At 70.2% G+C, this 23,213-nt stretch carries 18 protein-coding genes and 2 pseudogenes; 18 read left to right on the plus strand and 2 right to left on the minus strand.

All coding sequences use genetic code 11. The annotated features are described in order from the left end of the window. From HA630_RS11605 to HA630_RS23675, 7 genes are all read left to right on the plus strand, one after another. A partial coding sequence (locus HA630_RS11605) for an enoyl-CoA hydratase/isomerase family protein (RefSeq protein ID WP_166834866.1) occupies positions 1-660 on the plus strand: 660 nt, incomplete at its 5' end. An 11-nt stretch (positions 661-671) separates the two neighbouring features. Beyond that, positions 672-797, plus strand: coding sequence for a hypothetical protein (locus tag HA630_RS24755; RefSeq protein ID WP_256368631.1), 126 nt, complete (start codon positions 672-674; stop codon positions 795-797). Further along, positions 790-2,859 carry an acetyl/propionyl/methylcrotonyl-CoA carboxylase subunit alpha gene (locus tag HA630_RS11610; protein WP_166834868.1) on the plus strand — a complete coding sequence of 690 codons (2,070 nt, stop codon included), beginning with the start codon at positions 790-792 and terminating at the stop codon, positions 2,857-2,859. Before HA630_RS24755 ends, HA630_RS11610 begins: the two co-directional genes overlap by 8 nt. Before the next feature lie 96 nt (positions 2,860-2,955). Further along, a complete protein-coding gene (locus tag HA630_RS11615; protein ID WP_166834870.1) occupies positions 2,956-3,876 on the plus strand; it encodes a glyoxylate/hydroxypyruvate reductase A in 921 nt (306 codons plus the stop codon). A 24-nt stretch (positions 3,877-3,900) separates the two neighbouring features. After that, positions 3,901-4,818, plus strand: coding sequence for a hydroxymethylglutaryl-CoA lyase (locus HA630_RS11620; RefSeq protein ID WP_166834872.1), 918 nt, complete (start codon positions 3,901-3,903; stop codon positions 4,816-4,818). A gap of 38 nt (positions 4,819-4,856) precedes the next feature. Next, positions 4,857-5,363, plus strand: coding sequence for a YbaK/EbsC family protein (locus HA630_RS11625; RefSeq protein ID WP_166834874.1), 507 nt, complete (start codon positions 4,857-4,859; stop codon positions 5,361-5,363). Between the two features lie 10 nt (positions 5,364-5,373). After that, positions 5,374-5,622 carry a DUF1289 domain-containing protein gene (locus HA630_RS23675; protein ID WP_243855452.1) on the plus strand — a complete coding sequence of 83 codons (249 nt, stop codon included), beginning with the start codon at positions 5,374-5,376 and terminating at the stop codon, positions 5,620-5,622. Positions 5,623-5,675: 53 nt separating this feature from the next. Here the strand turns inward: HA630_RS23675 and HA630_RS11635 are convergent, their stop codons facing one another. Beyond that, the gene (locus HA630_RS11635) at positions 5,676-6,746 is read right to left on the minus strand and encodes a substrate-binding domain-containing protein (RefSeq protein WP_166834876.1); all 1,071 of its coding nucleotides are present in this window, start codon (positions 6,744-6,746) and stop codon (positions 5,676-5,678) included. A 63-nt stretch (positions 6,747-6,809) separates the two neighbouring features. On the opposite strand from HA630_RS11635, the gene HA630_RS11640 reads away from it, so the two are divergent. The 7 genes and pseudogenes from HA630_RS11640 to HA630_RS11665 all read left to right on the plus strand — a co-directional run bounded on the left by HA630_RS11640 (position 6,810) and on the right by HA630_RS11665 (position 20,263). After that, positions 6,810-8,564: an NAD(P)H-dependent oxidoreductase subunit E gene (locus tag HA630_RS11640; RefSeq protein ID WP_166834879.1), complete on the plus strand. Its 1,755-nt coding sequence runs from the start codon at positions 6,810-6,812 to the stop codon at positions 8,562-8,564. Then, the gene (locus HA630_RS11645; protein WP_166834881.1) at positions 8,561-11,437 is read left to right on the plus strand and encodes a molybdopterin-dependent oxidoreductase; all 2,877 of its coding nucleotides are present in this window, start codon (positions 8,561-8,563) and stop codon (positions 11,435-11,437) included. The genes HA630_RS11640 and HA630_RS11645 overlap by 4 nt, the downstream gene beginning before the upstream one ends. Before the next feature lie 25 nt (positions 11,438-11,462). Then, the gene (locus HA630_RS11650) at positions 11,463-11,921 is read left to right on the plus strand and encodes a universal stress protein (RefSeq protein ID WP_166834883.1); all 459 of its coding nucleotides are present in this window, start codon (positions 11,463-11,465) and stop codon (positions 11,919-11,921) included. Between the two features lie 116 nt (positions 11,922-12,037). Continuing rightward, positions 12,038-17,540: pseudogene (locus tag HA630_RS11655) on the plus strand (excinuclease ABC subunit A); the annotation flags it as partial. A 152-nt stretch (positions 17,541-17,692) separates the two neighbouring features. Beyond that, positions 17,693-18,751, plus strand: a pseudogene (locus HA630_RS26585) (excinuclease ABC subunit A); the annotation flags it as partial. Positions 18,752-18,774: 23 nt separating this feature from the next. Further along, entirely contained in the window at positions 18,775-19,095 is a 321-nt protein-coding gene (locus tag HA630_RS11660; protein WP_166834887.1) for a hypothetical protein, read from the plus strand. A 70-nt stretch (positions 19,096-19,165) separates the two neighbouring features. Then, on the plus strand, positions 19,166-20,263 hold the full coding sequence (locus HA630_RS11665) for a YeeE/YedE family protein (protein WP_166834889.1): 1,098 nt from the start codon (positions 19,166-19,168) through the stop codon (positions 20,261-20,263). A 52-nt stretch (positions 20,264-20,315) separates the two neighbouring features. Here the strand turns inward: HA630_RS11665 and HA630_RS11670 are convergent, their stop codons facing one another. After that, complete coding sequence (locus HA630_RS11670) at positions 20,316-20,669, minus strand: hypothetical protein (protein ID WP_166834891.1); 354 nt, start codon at positions 20,667-20,669, stop codon at positions 20,316-20,318. Positions 20,670-20,756: 87 nt separating this feature from the next. On the opposite strand from HA630_RS11670, the gene HA630_RS11675 reads away from it, so the two are divergent. The 4 genes from HA630_RS11675 (at position 20,757) to cgtA (ending at position 23,010) form a co-directional block, all read left to right on the plus strand. Beyond that, positions 20,757-21,035: a hypothetical protein gene (locus HA630_RS11675; RefSeq protein WP_166834893.1), complete on the plus strand. Its 279-nt coding sequence runs from the start codon at positions 20,757-20,759 to the stop codon at positions 21,033-21,035. A 120-nt stretch (positions 21,036-21,155) separates the two neighbouring features. After that, complete coding sequence (gene rplU, locus HA630_RS11680; protein WP_101047194.1) at positions 21,156-21,467, plus strand: 50S ribosomal protein L21; 312 nt, start codon at positions 21,156-21,158, stop codon at positions 21,465-21,467. 13 nt (positions 21,468-21,480) lie between these two features. Next, positions 21,481-21,738 (plus strand): 50S ribosomal protein L27, encoded by a 258-nt coding sequence (rpmA, locus tag HA630_RS11685; RefSeq protein ID WP_101047193.1) that lies wholly within the window; start codon positions 21,481-21,483, stop codon positions 21,736-21,738. A gap of 93 nt (positions 21,739-21,831) precedes the next feature. Next, on the plus strand, positions 21,832-23,010 hold the full coding sequence (gene cgtA, locus HA630_RS11690) for an Obg family GTPase CgtA (RefSeq protein ID WP_166834895.1): 1,179 nt from the start codon (positions 21,832-21,834) through the stop codon (positions 23,008-23,010). Positions 23,011-23,213: the final 203 nt, after the last annotated feature.

Genomic DNA, 23,213 nt, shown 5'->3' on the forward strand with positions numbered 1-23,213 from the left:
CTGGGCCAGCGCGACGACGTGCGCGCCATCGTGCTGGCCGCCGAAGGCCCGGCTTTCTGCGCCGGCGCCGATTTGAACTGGATGCGCCGCATGGCCGATTACAGCCGCGAACAAAACGTGGCCGACGTCGGCGCCCTGGCCGACATGCTGCGCGTGATCTACACCTGCCCCAAGCCGACCGTGGCCCGGGTGCAGGGCGATGTGTACGCTGGCGGCATGGGCCTGGTGGCCTGTTGCGACATGGCGGTGAGCGTGGACACGGCCGGCTATTGCCTGAGCGAGGTGAAGCTGGGCCTGATCCCCGCCACCATCGGCCCCTACGTGGCGCGGGCCATGGGCGCGCGCGCCGCGCACCGCTACTTCCTCACCGCCGAACGCTTCAGCGCCGCCGAGGCGCAGCGCATCGGCTTCGTGCACGAGGTGGTGCCGGCCGAGCAGCTCGACGCCCAGGTGGACGAATGGGTGAAAGCGCTCACCAGCGCCGGCCCCGCTGCCGTGCGCGCCTGCAAGCAACTGGTGCAGGACGTGGCCGAGCGCGACATCGACGCCGCGCTGATCGACCGCACGGTGCAAGGCATTGCCGACATCCGCGCCAGCGCCGAAGGCAAAGAGGGCGTGCAGTCCTTCCTGCAAAAACGCAAACCGAACTGGTTGGGCTGAGGAACTGAACGATGTTTAAAAAGATTTTGATTGCCAACCGCGGCGACCAGCCGCGCAGCGGCGCAGCAGCGAAGCTAAACGGCCAGTTCTGCGGAGCAGAACGAGGCGATTTCGACGCGGAGACACAGCATGTTTAAAAAAATCCTCATTGCCAACCGCGGCGAAATCGCCTGCCGTGTCGCCGCCACCGCCCAGCGCCTGGGCGTGAAAACCGTGGCCGTGTATTCCGATGCCGACGCCCGTGCCAAGCACGTGGCCGCGTGTGACGAGGCGGTGCACATCGGTGGCAGCGCGCCCAAAGAGAGCTACCTGCGCTGGGAGGCGATTCTGGACGCGGCGAAGGCCACCGGGGCCGAGGCCATCCACCCCGGCTACGGCTTTTTGAGCGAGAACGAAGACTTCGCCAACGCCTGCGCGGCGGCTGGGTTGGTGTTCATCGGCCCGCCGGCGTCGGCCATCAACGCCATGGGGCTGAAGGCCGAATCCAAGCGGCTGATGGAACAGGCCCAGGTGCCGCTGGTGCCGGGCTACCACGGCGCCAACCAGGATCCGGCGCTGCTGCAGGCCGAGGCCGACCGCATCGGCTACCCCGTGCTCATCAAGGCCAGCGCCGGCGGTGGCGGCAAGGGCATGCGCGCGGTGGACCAGTCCGAAGACTTCGCCGCCGCGCTGGCCAGTTGCAAGCGCGAGGCCATCAACAGCTTTGGCGACGACGCGGTGCTGATCGAAAAATACGTGCAGCGCCCGCGCCACATCGAAATCCAGGTGTTTGGCGACACCCACGGCAACTGCGTGTACCTGTTCGAGCGCGACTGCTCGGTGCAGCGCCGCCACCAGAAGGTGCTGGAAGAAGCGCCCGCCCCCGGCATGACGGCCGAGCTGCGCGCCCGCATGGGCGAGGCCGCCGTGGCCGCCGCCCGCGCGGTGAACTACGTGGGCGCCGGCACGGTGGAGTTCATCGTGGAGCAGCCGGGGGGCTACGACCACCCCGAGCAGATGAAGTTCTACTTCATGGAGATGAACACCCGCCTGCAGGTGGAGCACCCGGTCACCGAAGCCATCACCGGGCTGGACCTGGTGGAGTGGCAGTTGCGCGTGGCGTCCGGCGAGCCCCTGCCGCTGAAGCAGGAAGACCTGCGCATCCACGGCCACGCCATCGAGGCCCGCCTCTGCGCCGAAAACCCCGACAACCAGTTCCTGCCCGCCACCGGCACGCTCCACGTGTACCGCAAGCCCGCACACAGCAGCTTTGCCCGGGCCGACGTGCGCGTGGACGACGGCGTGCGCGAAGGCGACACCATCAGCCCGTTTTACGACTCCATGGTGGCCAAGCTGATCGTGCACGGCGACACCCGCGAACAGGCCCTGGCCCGGCTGGACGAGGCCTTGAGCCAGACCCACATCGTGGGCCTGGCCACCAACGTGCAGTTCCTGCGCCATGTGGTGCGCAGCGCGTCGTTCGCCAGTGCCCAACTGGACACGGCGCTCATCCCCCGCGAGCAGGCGGTGCTGTTCGACCAGCAGCCGGTGAGCCTGCCGCTGGCCGTCGCCGCTGCCGTGGCGCAGACCCTGGTGCAGGAACGCGCCAGCGAAGGTGCCGACCCCTTCAGCCACACCGACGGCTGGCGCAGCCACGGCGTGTTCACCCGGCGGTTCGCGTTCGAGGACGGCGATGCGCACCTCCCCGCCACGCTGGCCTACCTGCACGACGGCGGCCTGCGCCTGACGGTGGGCGAGGGCGGGGCGGCCGTGGCGGGGCTGCTGGATTTTCGGGTCCGCCCGGGCGCGCCGGCCCACGCCACCCTGGAGGCCGCCCCCAGCGACTGGAGCGCCTGGACGCTGGACGTGGCCTTTGCCGGCGACCGCACCCGCGCCACCGTCTACCTGCAGGGCGAGCGCGCCCACGTGTTCACCCCGCGCGGCGCGCGCCAGGTGGTGGAGGTGGACCTGCTGGCCCACGCCGGCGACACGGCGGCCGAGGGCGGCCGCCTGACCGCGCCCATGCCGGGCAAGGTGGTGTCGTTTGCCGTGCAGGCCGGTGACGCGGTGAAGAAGGGCCAGCCGCTGGCGGTGATGGAGGCGATGAAGATGGAGCACACCATCGCCGCGCCGCTGGACGGCACCGTGGCCGAGCTGCTGTACGCTCCTGGCGACCAGGTGGCCGAGGGCGCCGAGCTGCTCAAGCTGAGCGCCGCCTGAGCCCGCCGGGCCGGGCGGCCGGCGGTCACCCGCACGGCGGCGGCCCGGGGCCGCGTCGTGTAGGGTAGGGGCCTGTCGTCATCCGTCCCACGCACCATGCAACTCACGTTCTGCTGCACCCACACCGCCGCCGAGCCCTGGCTGGCCGGCCTGCGCGCCGCCTTGCCCGAGGCCGAGGTGTCGCTCTGGGCACCCGGCGCGCCCCTGGCCGACCACGCCATCGTCTGGGCGCCGCCCCAGGCCTTCATCGACGAGCAGACCCGGCTGCAGACGCTGTTCAACATCGGCGCCGGGGTGGACGGCCTGCTCAAGCTCCGCCTGCCCCCTGGGCTGCAGGTGGTGCGGCTGGACGACGCCGGCATGGCGGTGCAAATGGCCGAGTACGTGTGCCACGCCGTCATCCGCCACTTCCGCGAATTCGAGCAGTACGACGCCGCCCAGCGCGAGGCCCGCTGGGCCTTTCGCAAGCCGCGCCGGCGCGAGGATTTCAGCGTCGGCCTGCTGGGCCTGGGCGTGCTGGGGTCGCGCGCGGCGCAGGCGCTGCGGGCCTTCGAGTTCCCGGTGCTGGGCTGGAGCCGCGGCCCCAAGGCCCTGGACGGGGTGCGCTGCCACCACGGCCCAGACGGCCTGCACGACTTTCTGGCCGGCACCCAGGTGCTGGTCAACCTGTTGCCGCTCACGCTCGAGACCGAAAACCTCCTCAACCGCGACACGCTGGGGCGCTTGCGCCCGGGGGCCCACGTCATCAACGTGGCGCGCGGCGCCCACCTGGTGGACGACGACCTGCTGGCCCTGCTCGACCGCGGCCACCTGGCCGGCGCCACGCTGGACGTGTCCCGCACCGAACCGCTGCCGCCCGAACACCCGTTCTGGCACCACCCCCGCGTCACCGTCACGCCCCACACCGCGGCCCGCACCCTGCGCGACGAAAGCATCGCCCAGATCGCCGGCAAGCTGCGCGCGCTGCAGCGCGGCGAACCCATCGCCGGGGTGGTGGACCCCCAGCGCGGTTACTGACCCCTTTTCACCCGATTTCAAGCCATGTCCACTGCCCAATACCCCGCCCGCGTGCGCCTCATCGACGTGGGCCCGCGCGACGGCCTGCAGAACGAAAAGCAGCCGGTGCCGGCCGCCGTCAAAATCGAACTGGTGCACCGCCTGCAGGCCGCGGGCTTGACCGAAATCGAAGTCACCAGCTACGTCAGCCCCAAGTGGGTGCCGCAGATGGCCGACAACCACGAGGTCATGGCCGGCATCCGCCGCCAGCCCGGTGTGCGCTACTCGGTGCTCACGCCCAACCTCAAGGGCTTTGAAGCGGCTGTGCTGGACCGGCCGGACGAAATCGTGGTGTTTGGCGCCGCCAGCGAGGCCTTCAGCCAGAAGAACATCAACTGCAGCATTGCCGAAAGCATCGAGCGTTTTGCCCCGGTGGTGGCAGCGGCCCTGCAGGCCGGCATCGCCGTGCGCGGCGCCATGAGCTGCACCGTGGGTTGCCCGTACGAGGGCGATATCGCGCCCGAGCGTGTGGGCATGTTGGCCAGGCTGATGAAAGACATCGGCGTGCAGCGGGTGGACGTGGCCGACACCATCGGCGTGGGTACGCCGCTCAAGGTCCAGCGTGCCATCGAGGCCACGGCGCAGCACTACGGCCTCGACGCCATCAGCGGCCACTTTCACGACACCTACGGCCAGGCGCTCAGCAACACGCTGGCGGCGTTGCAAATGGGGGTGTGGAATTTCCAGTCGTCGGTGGCTGGCTTGGGGGGCTGCCCCTACGCCAAGGGCGCCACCGGCAACGTGGCGACCGAGGACGTGGTGTACCTGCTGCAAGGCCTGGGCATTCACACCGGCATCGATCTGGACGCGCTGGTGGACGCGGGCGCCTTCATCAGCCAGCACCTGGGCCGGCCCAGCGGGTCGCGCGTGGCGCGGGCCTTGCTGGCCAAGCGCGCCGCCTGACCCGGCGGCACCCACCGCAGCACCGATAATCCGTGGCCATGTGTGGAGCCGAATTGAAACCCTTGCCCGAAGGCGTGCAGAGCGTCATGGCCGTGCTGGCCGAACTGGGCCACCCCCACGAACCGGTGATGCTGGACGACGCCGCGCGCACCGCGCAGCAGGCCGCCGACGCCCTGGGCGTGGCGTTGGGGCAGATCGCCAAAAGCATCGTCTTCAAGCGCAAGCCCGACGAGGCGGCGGTGCTGGTCGTCACCAGCGGCGACCGGCGCGTGGATGAGAAAAAGGTGCAGGCCCTGGTCTGCGCCGAGGGCCAGAAGCTGGGCCGGGCCGACGCCGAGTTCGTCAAGGCCAAGACCGGGTTTTCGATAGGCGGCGTGTCGCCGGTGGCGCACGCCGAGGCGCCGGTGACGCTGATCGACGAAGAGCTGTTCCGCTTCGAGGTGGTGTGGGCGGCGGCCGGCCACCCGCACGGCGTGTTCCGCCTGTCACCGCAGGACCTGGGGGCTTTGACCGGCGCGCCGGTGGCCGACGTGACGCTGCGCTAGAGTGCGGCCCATGTCTGACCCCACCGTTCCCGTCCGCCCCTTCGTGGCCCTGGCCACCGCCGTCTGCAAGCCGGGGCACACCGTGCCCTCGCCCTGCGTGAACGTGTGCCGCATGTCGCCCACCAGCGGCTGGTGCGAAGGCTGCTGGCGCAGCATCGACGAAATCCGCGCCTGGAGCAAAAGCGACGACGCCGGCAAGCTCGCCATCTGGGCCGACGTGGAAGCGCGCCAGCGCGCGGCGGGCCTGGTGCCGGCCTGACGGTCGCTGTTCCCGGGCGTGCCCGGACCGCGCGGCGCCACGCCGTGGCCGGGTCAGCCGCCCAGCACCTCGTCCACCCCCAGCACCCGGCCGGTCTGGCTGGCGTCGTAACCCGTCAGGCCTGCCACCTGCGCGCGAAACGCCGGGGTCTGCAGCACCTGCAGAATCGCTTGCAACCGGGGCCCGTGCAGGTGCCGGCGGTGCACCGCAAAAAAGTAGCGCTCCTTCAACAACGGGATGAAGTGCAGCCCGAAACGGTGCGCCGCGGTTTGCACGCCCAGGCCCACGTCGGCCATGCCGCTGGCCACGAAAGCGGCCACGGCGGCGTGGGTCAGTTCGGTGGTGCGGTAGCCGTTGATTTGCTCCGTGGGCAGGTCCAGATCGGCCAGCATCAGGTCGGTCAGCATGCGCGTGCCGGAACCGGCCGGGCGGTTGACGAAGCGCAATTCGGGCCGGGCCAGGTCGCTGAAGCCCCGCACCCCCAGCGGGTTGCCCGCCGCCATGAACAGCCCCTGGGTGCGCACCGCCAGTTGCACCAGCGCGTGGTCGCCGGGGTGCAGCCATTCGCGGTAGCGCTGGGCGGCGGCGCGTTCGAAGCGGCCCAGCGGCACGTGGAAGCCGGCCAGTTCGCAATCGCCGCGGGCCAGCGCCGCCACCGCTTCCAGGCTGCTGCGGTAGCGGATGTCCACCGCCAGCCCGCGCTGTTGCAAGCGCTCGTGCAGCGCGGCCACCGCGAAGCCGTGGCTGGCGTGCAGCCGGGCGGGGGGCAGCGCTTCGGGCGTCCAACGCCCCAGTTCGCCCGCCAGTTCCGACGCCAGCGACGCCAGCAGCGGTTGCAGCCGGGCGGCGATGCGCGCGTCCAACCACACCAGCCGTTCGCCCGCCTCGGTCAGGCGCGAACCCCGGCCCCGGCCGCGTTCCAGCAGCGCCTGGCCCAGCAAACGTTCGGCCTGCTGCACCAGCCCCCAGGCGTGCCGGTAGGACAAGTCGTTGTCGCGCGCGGCCTGCGCGATGCTGCCGCTGTGGGCAATGGCCGCCAGCAGGGCCAGCAGCCGGCTCGCGTCCAGTGGGGGCGCCGCGCCGTCGCCGAACTGCCAGCGGGGTTGGAGGTGGATCTGCAACATGGACGGGTTTGATTATGTTCCTGGTTGCATATTGTGCGGCCGGCTTGCTGCTACGCTGGGGGCATGGAGTCTCCCACGCCTGTCCCCCTGTCCTCCCTGTCCTCTGCGCCCCTGGGCCGGGTCATCCCCATCCAATCGGAGGCCCGGCGTCCGCGCGCCACGCCCAAAGGCCGCCAGGTGCAGCCCGAGGACCGCGACCGCGTGGCGGTCCTGTGCGCCGGGCTGGCGCCGCGCGCCGACCTGTTGATCGAGCACCTGCACCGCCTGCAAGACGCCGAAGGCGGCCTGCGCCGGGGGCGCCTGGCGGCGCTGGCCGAGCGCCTGCGCCTGAGCCAGGTGGAGGTGTACGAGGTGGCGACCTTCTACCACCACTTCGACGTGGTGGACGACGGGGCCGAATTGCCGGCCACCACGGTGCGCGTCTGCACCAGCCTGTCGTGCCAGATGGCGGGTGCGGCATCGCTGTTGGCCGCTCTGCAACAGCGTTTGGCCCAGGACGGCCGCGTGCGCGTGGTCGAGGCCCCGTGCGTGGGCCAATGCCACCGCGCACCGGCCGCCAGCGTGGGCCAACGGCAACTGCCCGAGGCCACGGTGGACGGCGTGCAGGCGGTGCTGGCCGCGCAGGACACCGGCCCGCGCCCCTTGCCTGCCAGCGGCGCTCCGCTGACCGGGGATGACTACGCCCAGTGGCGCCGCGTCATGGCCGGCGACTGGTCGCCCGAGGCGGTGCTGGCCGAACTCAAGGCCTCCGGGCTGCGCGGCCTGGGTGGCGCCGGTTTCCCGGCCTGGCGCAAATGGGAGACGGTGCGCGCCCAGCCCGGCCCGCGCTACATGGTCGTCAACATCGACGAAGGCGAGGTCGGCACCTTCAAGGACTGGCAGGTGCTGTCCACCGCGCCGCGCCGCGCCCTGGAAGGCATGCTGATCGCGGCCTGGTTCGTGGGCGCGCAAAAGGTGTGGCTCTACCTGCGCGACGAATACCACGACGTGCGTGCCCTGCTGCAGGAAGAATTGCTGCACCTGCGCGGCCTGAGCGAGGTGTGGCGGCGCGAATACCCCGCCATCGAATTCCCCGAGGTCGAACTTCGGCGCGGCGCCGGCGCCTACATCTGCGGTGAGGAATCGGCGTTGATCGAATCGCTCGAAGGCAAGCGCGGCATGCCCCGGTTGCGCCCGCCCATCGTGGCGCAGGTGGGGGTGTTCGGCCGGCCCACGCTGGCGCACAACGTGGAATCGCTGTGGTGGCTGCCGGAGATTCTGGAAAAAGGCGGCCCAGCCTGGGCGGCGGTGGGCCGGCGTGGGCGCAGCGGCTGGCGGCGCTTCAGCGTGTCGGGCCGGGTGGTCAAGCCCGGGGTGGTCCTGGCGCCGGCCGGCATCACCCTGAACGAACTGGTCAACGAGTACGCCGGTGGCATGGCGCCGGGGCACACGCTCTACGGCTACTTGCCGGGCGGGGCCTCGGGTGGCATTTTGCCGGCCGCGCTGGCCGATGTGCCGCTGGACTTCGACACCCTGGCCGAGCACGGCGCCTTCGTTGGCTCCATGGCGGTGGTGGTGCTGGGCCAGCACGACCGCGCCCGCGATGCCGCGGTGAACCTCATGCAGTTTTTCGAGCACGAATCGTGCGGCCAGTGCACCCCCTGCCGCGCCGGCACCACCCAGGCCGTGGCGCTGATGCAGGCGCCCGGCTGGGACGCCGAACGGCTGACCGAGTTGTCGCAGGTCATGCGCGACGCGTCCATCTGCGGCCTGGGCCAGGCCGCGCCCAATCCTTTTGACAGCGTGTTGCGGTTCTTCCCGCAGGAGGTGCAGGCATGAGCGCGCAAGACCTGCCGGTGATCGACTTCACCCTGAACGGCCAGCCGGCCCAGGCCGCCCCCGGCGAAACGCTGTGGCAGGTGGCGCAGCGCGTGGGCGTGGACATTCCGCACCTGTGCCACAAGCCCGGTCTGCCCAGCGCTGGCAACTGCCGCGCCTGTGTGGTGGAGGTGGCCGGTGAGCGCGTGCTGGCGGCCTCGTGTTGCCGCGCGCCCCAGCCCGGCATGGCGGTGCGCACCGACACGCCCCGCGTGCAGGCTGCGCAGCGCACGGTGCTGGAATTGCTCAACGCCGACGCGCCCGACACCACCCGTCTGAAGCGCGACAGCGAACTGGCCCGCTGGACCGAACGCACCGGCGCCCGCAGCGACCGCTTCGCCGCGCGCGGCCCGTCCCAGGCCGCGGCGCAGGCACGTGGCACCGACGCCTCCCACCCCGCCATGGCGGTGAACTTGGACGCCTGCATCCAGTGCACCCGCTGCGTGCGCGCCTGCCGCGACATCCAGGGCAACGACGTGCTGGGCCTGTCCTTCCGGGGTGGCCAGGTGCAGGTCGTGTTCGACCAGGGCGACCCCATGGGCCAGAGCACCTGCGTGGCCTGTGGCGAATGCGTGCAGGCCTGCCCCACCGGTGCCATCGCGCCCGCCAACGGCGCCTACGCCCGCGCGGCCGACGCCACGGTGGATTCGGTCTGCCCCTACTGCGGCGTCGGCTGCCAGCTCACCTACCACGTGAAGGATGGCCGCATCGACCACGTGGAGGGCGCACAAGGCCCGGCCAACGAAGGCCGGCTGTGCGTGAAGGGCCGCTTCGGTTTCGACTACGTGCACAGCCCGCAGCGCCTGACGCGCCCGCTGGTGCGCCGTGCCGACGCGCCCAAGGACCCGTCCATCCTCACCCAGGGGCCGGACGGCCGCACCGACCAGGCCACGCTGCGCGCCCAGTTCCGCGAAGCCACCTGGGACGAGGCCCTGGACCTGGCCGCCGCCGGGCTGCGCCGGGCGCGCGAGGCCCAGCCGGTCAAAGGCCGGGGCGCCGCCGTGGCCGGTTTCGGCTCGGCCAAGGGCACCAACGAAGAGGCCTACCTGTTCCAGAAGCTGATCCGCACCGCCTTCCACACCCACAACGTGGACCACTGCACCCGCCTGTGTCACGCCTCCAGCGTGGCGGCGCTGATGGAGGGTATCGGCTCCGGCGCGGTCAGCAACCCGCTGCGCGACGTGGCCCACGCGGACTTCGTGCTCGTCATCGGCGCCAACCCGGCGCAGAACCACCCGGTGGGCGCGAGCTGGATCAAGAACGCGGTGCAGCGCGGCACGAAGCTGGTGCTGGCCGACCCGCGCCGCACCGAGCTGTCGCGCCAGGCCTGGCGCACGCTGCCCTTCCGCCCGGGCAGCGACGTGGCGCTGCTCAACGCCATGCTGCACGTCATCGTCAGCGAAGGGTTGACGAACCCCGCCTTCATCGCCGAGCGCACGCTGGATTTCGACCGCCTGAAAACCCACCTGACCGACGGCCACACCGACTTCAGTCCCGAAGCCATGGCGCCGGTGTGCGGCATCGACGCGGCTACCATCCGTGAAGTGGCGCGCGCCTACGCCACCAGCCGCGCCAGCATGATTTTGTGGGGCATGGGCGTGAGCCAGCACACCTACGGCACCGACAACGCGCGCTGTCTGATCGCGCTGGCGATGGTGACCGGGCAGATCGGCCGCCCCGGCACCGGCCTGCACCCGCTGCGCGGCCAGAACAACGTGCAGGGCGCCAGCGACGCCGGCCTGATCCCGCTGGTGTTGCCCGACTACCACCGCGTGGCCGAGCCCGCCGCTCGCGCCCGCGCCGAAACCCTGTGGGGCCTGCCCCCGGGCGACCTGGACGACCAACCCGGCCTGACGGTGGTGGAGATCATCGACGCGGTGTACGACGGCCGCATCCGTGCCATGCTCATCCAGGGCGAAAACCCCGCCATGAGCGACCCCGACAGCCAGCACGTGCGCGAAGCGTTGAGCCGGCTCGACCACCTGGTGGTGCAAGACATTTTCCTGACCGAAACCGCCGCCTTCGCCGACGTGGTGCTGCCCGCCAGCGCCTGGCCGGAAAAGACCGGCACCGTCACCAACACCGACCGCACCGTGCAACTGGGCCGCAAAGCCGTGGCCTGCCCCGGCGAGGCGCGGGCCGACGCCTGGATCACCGAACAACTGGCGCAGCGCCTGGGCTTGGGTTGGAGCTACGGCATCGCTCCCGACGGCAGCGGCGCCGAGCCTGAATCTGGCATTGGCCGGGTGTACGAGGAAATGCGCGCGCTGATGGACTCCATCGCCGGCCTGTCGTGGCCGCGGCTGCTGGCGCAGGGTGCCGTCACCCACCCAGTGCTCACCCCGGACGACCCGGGCCAGCCCATCGTCTTCACCGACCACTTTCCCACCCCCACCGGCAAGGCCCGGCTGGTGCCGGCCGAGCTGCGCGAACCGGCCGAACGGCCCGACGCCGAGTACCCGATGGTGTTGGTGACCGGGCGGCAACTGGAGCACTGGCACACCGGCAGCATGACGCGGCGCAGCAAGGTGTTGGACGCGCTGGAATCCGACCCGACCGTCAGCCTGCATCCCGGCACCATCGCGCGCCTGGGCTTGCAGGCCGGGGTGCCCGCGGTGGTCAGCACCCGGCGCGGCCGCATCCAGTTGCCGGTGCGCGCCGACGCCGGCATCCCCGCCGATGTGGCCTTCATCCCTTTCGCCTACGTCGAGGCGGCGGCCAACCTGCTCACCAACCCGGCGCTGGACCCGGTCGGCAAAATCGCCGAGGTGAAGTACTGTGCCGCCCGGGTGACCCCTGTGGAAGATACGCAGACCGCCGCGCCGGCGCCTTGATTAAGATGTGGATTCCCCCCGTTCCATGAACTTTCAAGAGGAGTCGCGCATGTTCAAGAAAATCCTGGTGCCGTCCGATGGTTCCCAGCTGGCCCACCACGCCGCCGAATTCGCCGCCGACCTGGCCCAGCAGCACGGCGCCCAGGTGGTCGGCATCTACGTGATCGACCCCTTCCCCTACATCGGCATCGGCGACGCGTCCGCCGTGGGCCTGCAGGCCTACCTGGCCGAAGCCAAGGCCGCCGCGGGCAAGTCGCTGGACGACATCCGCCAGGCCTGCGCCGCCCGCGGCGTGGCTTTCGCCGGCGACACCATCGAGCGCAACGTGACCTACGAAGGCATCCTGGAAACCGCCGAGGCCGAAGGCTGCGACCTGATCGTCATGGGCTCGCACGGCCGCAAGGGCGTGCAGGCGCTGATCCTGGGCAGCGTGGCCCAGAAGGTGCTGACCCACGCCAAGGTGCCGGTGCTCATCACCAAGTGACCCGGCCGGGGCCGGCGTGGGCGGGCGGCCACATGCCGGGCTCGGGCATTGCCCCGGCCGCGCGGGCACGGCCGGCTTGTTCCTAGAATGTTTGCCTTCACCCCCGAAGGCCGACCATGTCCGAGTCCCGCACGCCCGCCGACCTCCCCGCCGCCCGCCCGCAGGCCACCGGGGCACCGAACCCGCCCGCACCGGCCGTTCCCGCCACCCCGGCCGATGGCACCGGCCTGATCCGCATCCGTGGCGCACGCCAGCACAACCTCAAGCACGTCGATCTGGACATCCGCACCGGCGAGCTGACCGTGGTCACCGGCCCCAGCGGCTCGGGCAAGTCCAGCCTGGTGTTCGACACCCTGTTCGCCGAAGGCCAGCGCCGCTACGTCGAGACCTTCAGCGCCTACGCGCGCCAGTTCCTCGACCGCATGGACAAGCCCGCCGTGGACAAGGTGGAGGGCGTGCCCCCGGCCATCGCCATCGACCAGACCAACCCGGTGCGCTCGTCGCGCTCCACCGTGGGCACGATGACCGAGCTGAACGACCACCTCAAGCTGCTCTACGCGCGCGCGGCCCAGTTGTTCGACCGGCGCACCGCGCGGCCCGTGCGCCACGACTCGCCCGACACCATCTACGACGAACTGCGCCAGCGCGCCGAGGCGGCGGGCGACCCGCGCCTGGTGGTGACCTTTCCGGTGGAGCTGCCCGCCAGCGCCACGCCCGAAGACATCGAACAGTGGCTGGCCGCCAGCGGCTTCACCCGGGTGCAGGCCGAGCGCGTGGTGACACGCCCCGTGGCCTCGGCGGGCGAGGGCGCCCCGGGCCAGGCCGGCGCCCCCAAAGCCGGCAAAGCGGCCAAAGGCGCCAAGCGCCTGCCGGCCGACGCCACCGCCGAGCGGCTGGTGCGCGTGCTCGACGTGGTGGCCGACCGCTTCCGCTTCAGTGGCGCCGAACGCGCCCGCGTCATCGAAGCCATCGAACTGGGCCTCAAGCGCGGCAGCGGGCGGTTGACCGTCTACGCCCTGCGCCCGGCGGGCGACGATGGCGTGGAGCCCGAACCCGAACTGTGGAAGTTCTCCACCGGCCTGCACTGCCCCGAGAGCGACCTGCGCTACGCCGAGCCGCTGCCGTCCCTGTTTTCGTTCAACTCCGCCGTGGGCGCGTGCGACACCTGTCGCGGTTTCGGTCGCGTCATCGGGGTGGATCTGGGCTTGGTCATCCCCAACGACAAGCTCACCCTGCGCGGCGGCGCCATCAAGCCCATGCAGACCCCTGCCTGGCAGGAGTGCCAGGACGACCTGATGCGCCACGCCGAGGCCGCCGGCATTCCGCGCGACACGCCGTGGTCGCAACTGAGCGAGGCGCAGCAGCATTGGGTCATCCATGGCTCGCCCAACTGGAACGGCAAGTGGAACCAGCAGTGGTACGGCGTGTACCGCTTCTTCGAGTACCTGGAGAGCAAGGCCTACAAGATGCACATCCGCGTGCTCTTGTCCAAGTACCGCAGCTACACCGAATGCCCGGTGTGCGCGGGCGCGCGCCTCAAGACCGAGAGTTTGCTGTGGCGCCTGGGTTCCAAGGCCCAGGCGGACGCGGTGCTGCCGCCTGCGCAGCGCTTCATGCCGGTGGGGGTGGAGTGGACGCGGGAACAGTTGGAGGCGCTGCCGGGCCTGTGCCTGCACGACCTGATGCAGTTGCCGATCGAGCGGCTGCGCCGGTTTTTTGCGTTGGTGGCGGGGTGTGCCGATGGGTCGGGCGGCTTGTTGGCGCCCGCTGCTGAGGTGGGGAGAATGCCGAGCACCTCATACCGTCCGCTGCGCGGCCAAAAATCGGTGCCCGACACCCCCTCCACCTCAGCGGGATTGGGTGCCAGCGAGGTTGCTGATGCTCTGCGTGCCGATGCCGCCACGCAGGGCGGCGAGGGTGCGGGGGGCGACAATTTCTGCTCGCAGTATGCGGAGCCCCCCGCACCCTCGTCGCCCCACCCAACACACCACGAGCCAGGCACAACGAACACCCACCCATCGGCCGGCGAAACCCAAGCCCTCAAGCTGTTGTTCGACGAAATCACCACCCGCCTCAAGTACCTGTGCGACGTGGGCATCGGCTACCTCACGCTCGACCGGCAAAGCCGCACCCTCAGCGGCGGCGAGGTGCAGCGCATCAACCTCACCACCGCGCTGGGCACCTCGCTGGTCAACACCCTGTTTGTGCTGGACGAGCCCAGCATCGGCCTGCACCCGCGCGACATGAACCGCATCAACCAGGCCATGGCGCGCCTGCGCAACGCGGGCAACACCCTGGTGGTGGTGGAGCACGACCCCGCCGTCATGCTGGCGGCCGACCGCGTCATCGACATGGGCCCCGGCCCCGGCGAGCGCGGCGGCAGCATCGTGTTCGACGGCACCGTGGCGCAACTGCGCGAGGCCGACACGCTCACCGGCGCCTACCTGGGCGGGCGCAAGCAGGTGGGCTTCGGCTTCAAGCGCATGGTCACCGACGCCACGCCCCGTCTGGTGCTGGAGGGCGCGCGCGAACACAACCTGCGCCACCTCAACGTCGAATTCCCGCTGCAGCGTCTGGTCACCGTCACGGGCGTCAGCGGCTCGGGCAAGTCCACCCTCATCCAGGACGTGCTGGCCCCGGCGCTGATGCGCCACTTCGGCCAGGCCACCGAATCGCCCGGCGCGCACGACCGCCTGCTGGGGGCCGACCACCTCAGCGGTGTGGTGTTTGTGGACCAATCCCCCATCGGCAAGACGGCGCGCTCCAACCCGGTGAGCTACGTCGGCGCTTGGGACGCCATCCGCGACCTGTTTGCCACCGCACCGCAATCGCAGCAGCGCGGCTACACGGCGGCCAAGTTCAGCTTCAACAGCGGCGACGGGCGCTGCCCCACCTGCGGTGGCTCGGGCTTCGAGCACGTGGAAATGCAGTTCTTGAGCGACGTGTACCTGCGCTGCCCCGACTGCAACGGCCAGCGCTACCGCCCCGAGGTGCTGGAAATCACCATCGAGCGCGGCGGCCGGCTGCTCAATGTGTCCCACGTGCTGGACCTGACGGTGAGCGAGGCTGCGCAACTGTTCGCGCATGACCGCGAGGTCATCGTGGCGCTGCAGCCCATTGTGGACGTGGGCCTGGAATACGTGAAGCTGGGCCAGCCGGTGCCCACGCTCAGTGGCGGCGAGGCGCAGCGGCTCAAGCTGGCGGGTTTTCTGGCCGAGGCCGCCAAGGCGGGCAAGAAAGGCAAGGGCGCGAAAGGGGCAGGGCGGGTGGGCCGCACCGCGTCTGGTCAGCCCCTGGCCACCAAGGGCATGCTGTTCCTGTTCGACGAGCCGACCACGGGCTTGCATTTCGACGACATCGCCAAGCTCATGCGCGCCTTGCGCAAGTTGCTGGAGGCGGGGCATTCGCTCATCGTCATCGAACACAACCTGGACGTGATCCGCGCGAGCGACTGGCTGATTGACCTGGGGCCGGACGGCGGCGACCAGGGCGGCCGGGTGGTGGCCGAAGGCACGCCGGAGGAAGTTCGGTTGCACCCCACCAGTTACACCGGACTGGCTTTACGCGAGTACGCCGAGGCAGTGGGTGAGCTGTACATGGCGCAGGAGGGACGGGTGACGGATTACCTGCCTGTTCGTGGTGAGGATCGGGCGGCTCCTCAGGGCTCCGCTGCTGACGTGTTGGTGCGCGCCACCGGGGCGAGGGGTGTGCCGGACTCGTCAGTCACACGTTCCGATTCCTCGCCCGGCACACCCCTCGCCCCGGCGGGGGCGTCGGGGATCGCTGCGCCTGTGGAGACACGTGTTCCTGCAAGGGGTTTGGCTTTCGATCAACCGCCCGTTTCTGCTGGGGAGGGGGTACGCCCCGGCAAGGAATCGGAGCTTGCGACTGACGCGCCGGGGCGTACCCCCTTCCCAGCCGCGAGGTCTGCGAACGAAACAGCCAACAAACCAACCAATGCTATCCGCATCATCAACGCCAAGGAACACAACCTCAAGGGCCTGTCGGTCGACATCCCCCGGGGCAAGTTCAACGTCATCACCGGCGTCAGCGGCTCGGGCAAGTCCACGCTGGCGTTCGACATCCTGTTCAACGAAGGCCAGCGCCGCTACCTCGAAAGCCTCAACGCCTACGCCCGCAGCATCGTGCAGCCCGCCGGCCGGCCCGAGGTGGACGCGGTCTATGGCATCCCACCCACCGTGGCCATCGAGCAGCGGCTGTCGCGCGGCGGGCGCAAGTCCACCGTGGGCACCACCACCGAGGTCTGGCACTTCCTGCGCCTGCTGTACGTGAAGCTGGGCACCCAGCACTGCGTGCACGACGACACCCCCGTGCAGCCGCAAACGCCCGAGAGCATCCTGGCGCAGCTGATGACGGCCTTCCGTGGCCAGCACATCGGCCTGCTGGCGCCGCTGGTGGTCCACCGCAAGGGTGTCTATACCGAACTGGCCGATTGGGCGCGCCCGCGCGGGTACACGCATCTGCGGGTGGACGGCGAATTCCTGCCCACGCAGGGCTTCCCACGCATCGACCGATTCAAGGAGCACACCATCGAACTGCCTGTGGGCAGTCTGGACGTGGCCCTCGATCACGAAGCCGAACTGCGCCAGCTGCTGACCCGCGCGCTGGAACACGGCAAGGGCGTGGTGCACGTGCTGTCGGGCCTGGACGGCTTGCAGGTCGCACTGGACAGCGGTGCCTCAACGGTGGGCATCGGGCGGCTGCAGGTGTTTTCCACGCTGCGCGCCTGCCCGGTGTGTTCCACCAGCTATGCCGAGCTGGACCCCCGCCTGTTCTCGTACAACAGCAAGCACGGCTGGTGCCCGGACTGCGTGGGCACGGGTGTGCAGCTCACGCGCGAGCAGCGCAAGGCGTTCGACGATTCCGTGCGCGACGACGACCAGAAAGGCCGCGAGCAGAGCTTTGCCGAGCCCGAGGTGGAAGACGTGGCCGACCAGCCCTGCACCCGTTGCGGCGGTACGCGTCTCAACGCCACGGCGCGGGCCGTCAAGTTCCATGGGCAGACCATCACGTCGCTGGCTCGACTGAGCGTGCGCGACGTGCGCCTGTGGGTGCAGGCCTTGCAACAGGCACCGCTCGCCGTGGCGGGCGCCATGCAGGGTGATTCGTCTGCCGTGCAAGGCCTCACCACGCGCGAGGCCGACATTGCCCGCGACCTGCTGCCCGAAATCCAGAGCCGTCTGGAGTTCCTGGAAGAAGTGGGCCTGGGCTACCTCACGCTCGACCGTGGCGCGCCCACCCTCAGTGGTGGCGAGGCGCAGCGTATCCGCCTGGCGGCACAGCTCGGCTCCAACCTGCAAGGCGTGTGCTACGTGCTCGACGAACCCACCATCGGCCTGCACGCGCGCGACAACCAGATCCTGCTCAATGCCCTGCACAAGCTGGGCGACAAGGGCAACACCCTGGTGGTGGTGGAGCACGACGAGGATACCATCCGCCGCGCCGACCACGTCATCGACATCGGGCCCAGTGCGGGTGTCCGGGGTGGCCGCGTGGTCGCCGAAGGGTCGGTGGCCGATGTGATGGCTGCCGCCGATTCGCAGACGGGGCGCTATTTGCTGCATGCGATGAAGCACCCGCTGCAGGCGCGGCGATTCGTGATGGCAGATGCGGTGGCGCTCAGTTCCGCCCCTTCAGCCGGGGAGGGCTTGGCCCCCGGTAAGGAATCGGAGCCTGCGACTGACGCACCGGGGGGCAAGCCCTCTCAGGCCACGAGGTCAGCGAGCGAAACGCCACCCGAGCCCACCCTTTGGCTCAGCGTCAAAAACGCCAGCCTCCACAACCTGCAACACGTCACCGCGCAGGTGCCGCTGAAACGCCTGGTCGCGATCACCGGCGTCAGCGGTTCCGGCAAGTCCACCTTCGCGCGCGACGTGCTGCTCACCAACGTGGCCGCCGCCGTGCAGATGCAGGCCACCAAGGCCGGGCGCGACGCCTGGCACGCCGGCGAACGCCCCCCATGGCAAGGCTGCGAAGGCGTGGTGGGCAGCGAGGCCATTCAGCGCGTGCTGGAAGTGGACCAAACCCCCATCGGCAAAACGCCGCGTTCCTGCCCGGCCACCTACATCGGTTTCTGGGACACCATCCGCAAGCTCTACGCCGAAACGCTGGAAGCCAAGGCGCGCGGCTACGCGCCGGGGCGCTTCAGCTTCAACACCGGTGACGGTCGCTGCCCCACCTGCGAAGGGCAGGGCATGCGCACCATCGAGATGAGCTTCCTGCCCGACGTGAAAGTGCCCTGCGAGGCCTGCCACGGCGCGCGCTTCAACCCCGAGACGCTGGCCGTCACCTGGCGCGGCAAGAGCATTGGCGACGTGCTGCGCATGGAAGTGGACGAGGCCGTGGACTTCTTCGCGTCCATGCCCGGCATCGCCTACCCGCTGCAATTGCTGAAGGATGTGGGGCTGGGCTACCTCACCCTCGGCCAGCCCTCGCCCACGCTCAGCGGCGGCGAGGCGCAGCGCATCAAGCTCGTCACCGAACTCACCAAGGTGCGCGACGAGGTGGGGCGGCGCGGCCAGAAGGCGCCGCACACCCTGTACGTGCTGGACGAACCCACCGTGGGCTTGCACATGGCCGACGTGGACAAACTCATCCGCGTGCTGCACCGCCTGGTCGATGGCGGGCACAGCGTGGTGGTCATTGAGCACGACCTGGACGTGATCGCCGAAGCCGACTGGATCCTCGACCTGGGCCCCGAAGGCGGGGATGGCGGCGGTCGCGTCGTGGCCGCTGCGCCGCCCGAGGCGCTGGTGAGGCTGGGCACGCACACCGGGCGGGCGCTGGGGCCGGTCCTGGCCCGGGTCTGACGGCCGGCTTCCCACCCCCTCCGGTGCCACAGACCATCCACATCCACCCCGAGGCGCCGCCCAAACCGGCTTGGGGAGCGCCGTGCAACGGGTGTGGCGTGTGCTGCCTGGCCGAACCGTGCCCGTTGGGCATGCTGCTGTCGCGCCGCCGCCGGGGGGCCTGCGTGGCGTTGCGCTGGGCCGACCCGGCCGGGCGCTACGAATGTGGTGCCCTCAGCCGGCCGGTCGAGGTGCTGGGGGCGCTCGGCCGCCTGCCCGTCGTGCGCCGCTGGGTCGCCCGCTGGATCGCCGCCGGCCGGGGCTGCGACGCGGCCCTGGAGGTGGAGCGCCCGCCCGGTCCTTGATGTCGGTCAAACCTTGGGGTCGCGCACCAAATATCATTCAATGGTTATTTTTGAATGAATGAGGGCTGCGATGGACTGGACCGGCTGGATCGAGGCGTGGGGCGAACCCGCGGTGCTGGCCTGCTGCGGGCTGGTGCTCGGGTTGGGCTTCGGATTTTTCGGGCAGCGTTCCAAGTTCTGCCTGCGCGCGGCCGTCATCGAGTTCTGGCACCGCCGCTTCGGCGACAAGCTGGCGGTCTGGCTGCTGGCGTTTGCCACCGCGGTGGTGGCGGTGCAGTGGGCGGTGCTGGCCGGCGGCCTCGACGTGTCCACCGCACGCCAACTGTCGGCGCGCGGCAGCCTGTCCGGCGCGCTGGTCGGGGGCCTGCTGTTCGGCATCGGCATGGTGATGACGCGCGGCTGCGCCAGCCGCCTGCTGGTGCTGTCGGCCAACGGCAACCTGCGGGCGCTGCTGTCGGGCCTGGTGTTCGCGGTGGCGGCGCAGGCCTCGCTGGGCGGCGTGCTGGCGCCCTGGCGCGAGGCCGTGGCCGGCTGGTGGGTGGTCGACGGCGGGGCCTCGCGCAGCCTGCTGGCCCTGCTCGGTGGCGGGCCAGCGGTGGGCCTGGCCTTTGGGCTGGTCTGGATGGCGGCGGCGCTGTTTTTTGCGGTACGCAGCGGCTGGGGTTTCTGGAAGTGGTTCGGCGGCATGGCCACCGGGCTGACGGTGGCCGGCGGCTGGTACGCCACCCACCAGGTCATGGCCCACTCGTTCGAGGTGGTGCAGATCCAGGGGTTGACCTTCAGCGGCCCGTCGGCCGAATGGCTGATGCACGTGCTGCACGACGCGTCCGGCCCCTGGACTTTCGGGCTGGGCCTGATGCCCGGGGTTTTCATCGGCTCGCTGGCCGGGGCCTTGCTGGGCCGCGAATGGAAGCTCGAAGGGTTTGGCGGCGGCTACACCATGCCGCGCTACATCGGGGGCGCGGTGCTCATGGGCTTCGGCTCCATGCTTGCCGGGGGCTGTGCGGTGGGCGCCGGCATGACGGGCGGCGCCATCTTCGCCGTGACCGCCTGGCTCGCCTTGCTGGGCATGTGGCTGGGCGGTGGGCTGGCCGACCGGGTGCTGGACCGGCCGGTGCACCACACCCCGTCGGCCGTTCCCGGTGTGGAGCCGGCCCGGGCACCCTGAGCCGTAGTCTGCCGGCAGGGGGCGGCACGGGGCCGAGTGTCCCAGCGGGGCGTCAACGGCCCCACAAGGCCAGCGCCACCCCGCCGATCAACAGCACCAGCGTGGCCGCGCCCAACCAGCGGGTGCGCCAGCGCAGCACATCCACCGCCTCCACCAGCCGGGTGTTTTGTTCGGCCAGTTCGGCCACGGTCTGTGTCAGCTGGGCCATGTCGCTGGCGTGCTGCCGCTGCAGGGCCGCCAGTTGCTGTGCCAGGGTGTCGGCGTCGGTCGGCGCCTGGGTGGGCGGTGGCGGCGTGGTGGGCTGCCGGTCCAGCAGCCGGCGTGCGCCCTTGAGCACGGCCGGCGCGTGCTCGATCACGTCCCCCCAGGGGATCACTTTCAGCGCGGCGAGCCAGGGCAGGGCCATCGTCGAATTCCTCGGTTGCAGGGGGGCTTGACCCCGGGGCGTTGCCGGTGCAGGATAGCGCAATCGATCACCGATGGGGAGACAGCGATGGCAGACACGACATGGAAGGGCCTGGTGGCCGCCGGGGCTTGGCTGGTGTCGGGGGCGGCATGGGCCAACCCCGCCGAAGTCGAGGCGGTGGTGGCCGCCGTGAAAGCCGCCCACCCCGATTTCAAGGCGCTCTGCCAGCAGGGCCCCGAAGGGGTGCGCAAAGCCACCATGGCGGCCCTGATGCCCATGGTGGGCCAGGGCCAGATCAAGGGCAACCCGCAGACCGTGGGCACCGAAGCCGGCATGAAGCTGGGCCAGGCCTGTCGCGGCGGTTGAGGTCTGCGCACCACACTGCACGCGGCAGCCCGCTAGGGGGGCTTGCCCTGTTTTGCGCGCTGGACTAAAATGTTGGGTTCAGCGGAAATTCATCCGTTGGAATCACCAATTGAGGTTCATATGTACGCGGTCATAAAAACCGGCGGCAAGCAGTATCGCGTTGCCGTTGGCGAAAAACTTAAAGTAGAACAGATTGCTGCGGACGTGGGTCAAGAGATCGTGATCGACCAGGTGTTGGCCGTCGGCAACGGCGACAGCATCCAGGTGGGCACCCCCTTGGTCTCCGGCGCAACGGTCACAGCCACGGTGGTCAGCCACGGTCGTGGCGACAAGGTCCGCATCTTCAAGATGCGCCGTCGCAAGCACTACCAGAAGCGCCAGGGCCATCGCCAAAACTTCACCGAGCTGCAGATCGGCTCGATCAACGGCTAAGGAGTAAAGCACCATGGCACAGAAAAAAGGCGGCGGCTCCACGCGCAACGGTCGCGACTCCAAGCCGAAAATGCTCGGCGTGAAGGTGTTCGGCGGCCAGACCATCAGCGCCGGTTCCATCATCGTGCGCCAGCGCGGCACCAAGTTCCACCCGGGTGAAGGCGTGGGCGTGGGCAAAGACCACACCATCTTCGCCACCGTGGACGGCACGGTCAGCTTCGCCATCAAGGGCGCGCTGAACCGCAAAGTGGTCAACGTCACCCCGGCGTGAACCACCGGCTGAGGCGGTTGCGACCGCCCCGGCACCCCAAGGGCCCGCGCATGCGGGCCTTTTGTGTTTCTCCGATTCAGGGACAATCCAGCCATGAAATTTGTTGACGAGGCCTACATCGAGGTCGCCGCCGGTGACGGGGGCAATGGCTGCGCGTCGTTCCGGCACGAGAAATACAAGGAATTCGGCGGCCCCGACGGCGGCGACGGCGGCCGCGGTGGCCACGTCTACGCCCTGGCCGACGAGAACCTGAACACCCTGGTGGACTTCCGTTACTCGCGCAAATACGAGGCCAAGCGCGGCGAACACGGCATGGGCTCCGACATGTTCGGCGCCAAGGGCGACGACATCGTCCTGAAGATGCCGGTGGGCACCATCATCCGCAACGCCGACACCGGCGCCGTCATGCACGAGCTGCTGCAACCGGGCGAGCGCATTCTGCTGGCCAAGGGCGGCGACGGTGGCTTTGGCAACCTGCGCTTCAAGAGCGCCATCAACCGCGCCCCGCGCCAGAAAACCCCGGGCCACCCGGGCGAGCGCTTCGAGCTGCAGTTGGAGTTGAAGGTGCTGGCCGACGTCGGTCTGCTGGGCATGCCCAACGCCGGCAAGTCCACCTTCATCGCGGCGGTGTCCAACGCCCGCCCGAAAATCGCCGACTACCCCTTCACCACCCTGCACCCCAACCTGGGGGTGGTGCGCGTGGGGCCGGAAAAGAGCTTCGTCGTGGCCGACGTGCCCGGCCTGATCGAAGGCGCCTCCGAAGGCGCCGGCCTGGGCCACCAGTTCCTGCGCCACCTGCAGCGCACCCGCCTGCTGCTGCACGTGGTGGACATGGCCCCGTTCGACGATGCGGTGGACCCGGTGGCCCAGGCCAAGGCCATCGTCAAAGAACTGAAGAAATACGACCCCGGCCTGCACGCCAAGCCGCGTTGGCTGGTGCTCAACAAGCTGGACATGGTGCCGGCCGAGGAGCGCGAAGCCCGGGTGCAGGACTTCGTCAAGCGCTTCAAGCACAAGGGCCCGGTGTTCGAGATTTCGGCCCTGACCCGCGAGGGCTGCGAGCTGCTGGTGCAGAAGATCTTCCAGCACATCGTGGCCACCCGGGAGGCCGAAAAGCCCCACGTGGAGGTGGACCCGCGCTTCGGCCGGGCCGAGGCGCCGCCGCCCGCCGCGCCCCAGCCGCGCCCGCCGCGCCGCAAAAAACCCCGACCGGCTGCGACCGACGACGCCCCCGCGCCCGAGCCGCTGGACCCGCGTTTCCGCGACGACTGACGACTCCCCGTTTGCCGCCGGGGCAGCCGCCACCCGCGCTGCTCCGGCCCCTTCACCGACCCTGCCCGCCCTGTTGCCATGAGCCACGAGTCCTTCGCCCCGGCCGTTGCCGCCCCGCAAGCCGCCCCCGCCGACGTGTTGCGCAGCGCGCGCCGCATCGTGGTCAAGGTGGGCTCCAGCCTGGTCACCAACGAAGGGCGCGG

It is taken from the genome of Aquabacterium sp. A08 (assembly GCF_011742065.1).

What these genes read in the sequence shown, in the direction of transcription:
- HA630_RS24755 (WP_256368631.1), top strand. Translation starts at nt 672, where the DNA reads ATGTTTAAAAAGATTTTGATTGCCAACCGCGGCGACCAGCCGCGCAGC.
- HA630_RS11610 (WP_166834868.1), top strand. Translation starts at nt 790, where the DNA reads ATGTTTAAAAAAATCCTCATTGCCAACCGCGGCGAAATCGCCTGCCGT.
- HA630_RS11615 (WP_166834870.1), top strand. Translation starts at nt 2,956, where the DNA reads ATGCAACTCACGTTCTGCTGCACCCACACCGCCGCCGAGCCCTGGCTG.
- HA630_RS11620 (WP_166834872.1), top strand. Translation starts at nt 3,901, where the DNA reads ATGTCCACTGCCCAATACCCCGCCCGCGTGCGCCTCATCGACGTGGGC.
- HA630_RS11625 (WP_166834874.1), top strand. Translation starts at nt 4,857, where the DNA reads ATGTGTGGAGCCGAATTGAAACCCTTGCCCGAAGGCGTGCAGAGCGTC.
- HA630_RS23675 (WP_243855452.1), top strand. Translation starts at nt 5,374, where the DNA reads ATGTCTGACCCCACCGTTCCCGTCCGCCCCTTCGTGGCCCTGGCCACC.
- HA630_RS11635 (WP_166834876.1), bottom strand. Translation starts at nt 6,746, where the DNA reads ATGTTGCAGATCCACCTCCAACCCCGCTGGCAGTTCGGCGACGGCGCG.
- HA630_RS11640 (WP_166834879.1), top strand. Translation starts at nt 6,810, where the DNA reads ATGGAGTCTCCCACGCCTGTCCCCCTGTCCTCCCTGTCCTCTGCGCCC.
- HA630_RS11645 (WP_166834881.1), top strand. Translation starts at nt 8,561, where the DNA reads ATGAGCGCGCAAGACCTGCCGGTGATCGACTTCACCCTGAACGGCCAG.
- HA630_RS11650 (WP_166834883.1), top strand. Translation starts at nt 11,463, where the DNA reads ATGAACTTTCAAGAGGAGTCGCGCATGTTCAAGAAAATCCTGGTGCCG.
- HA630_RS11665 (WP_166834889.1), top strand. Translation starts at nt 19,166, where the DNA reads ATGGACTGGACCGGCTGGATCGAGGCGTGGGGCGAACCCGCGGTGCTG.
- HA630_RS11670 (WP_166834891.1), bottom strand. Translation starts at nt 20,669, where the DNA reads ATGGCCCTGCCCTGGCTCGCCGCGCTGAAAGTGATCCCCTGGGGGGAC.
- HA630_RS11675 (WP_166834893.1), top strand. Translation starts at nt 20,757, where the DNA reads ATGGCAGACACGACATGGAAGGGCCTGGTGGCCGCCGGGGCTTGGCTG.
- rplU (WP_101047194.1), top strand. Translation starts at nt 21,156, where the DNA reads ATGTACGCGGTCATAAAAACCGGCGGCAAGCAGTATCGCGTTGCCGTT.
- rpmA (WP_101047193.1), top strand. Translation starts at nt 21,481, where the DNA reads ATGGCACAGAAAAAAGGCGGCGGCTCCACGCGCAACGGTCGCGACTCC.
- cgtA (WP_166834895.1), top strand. Translation starts at nt 21,832, where the DNA reads ATGAAATTTGTTGACGAGGCCTACATCGAGGTCGCCGCCGGTGACGGG.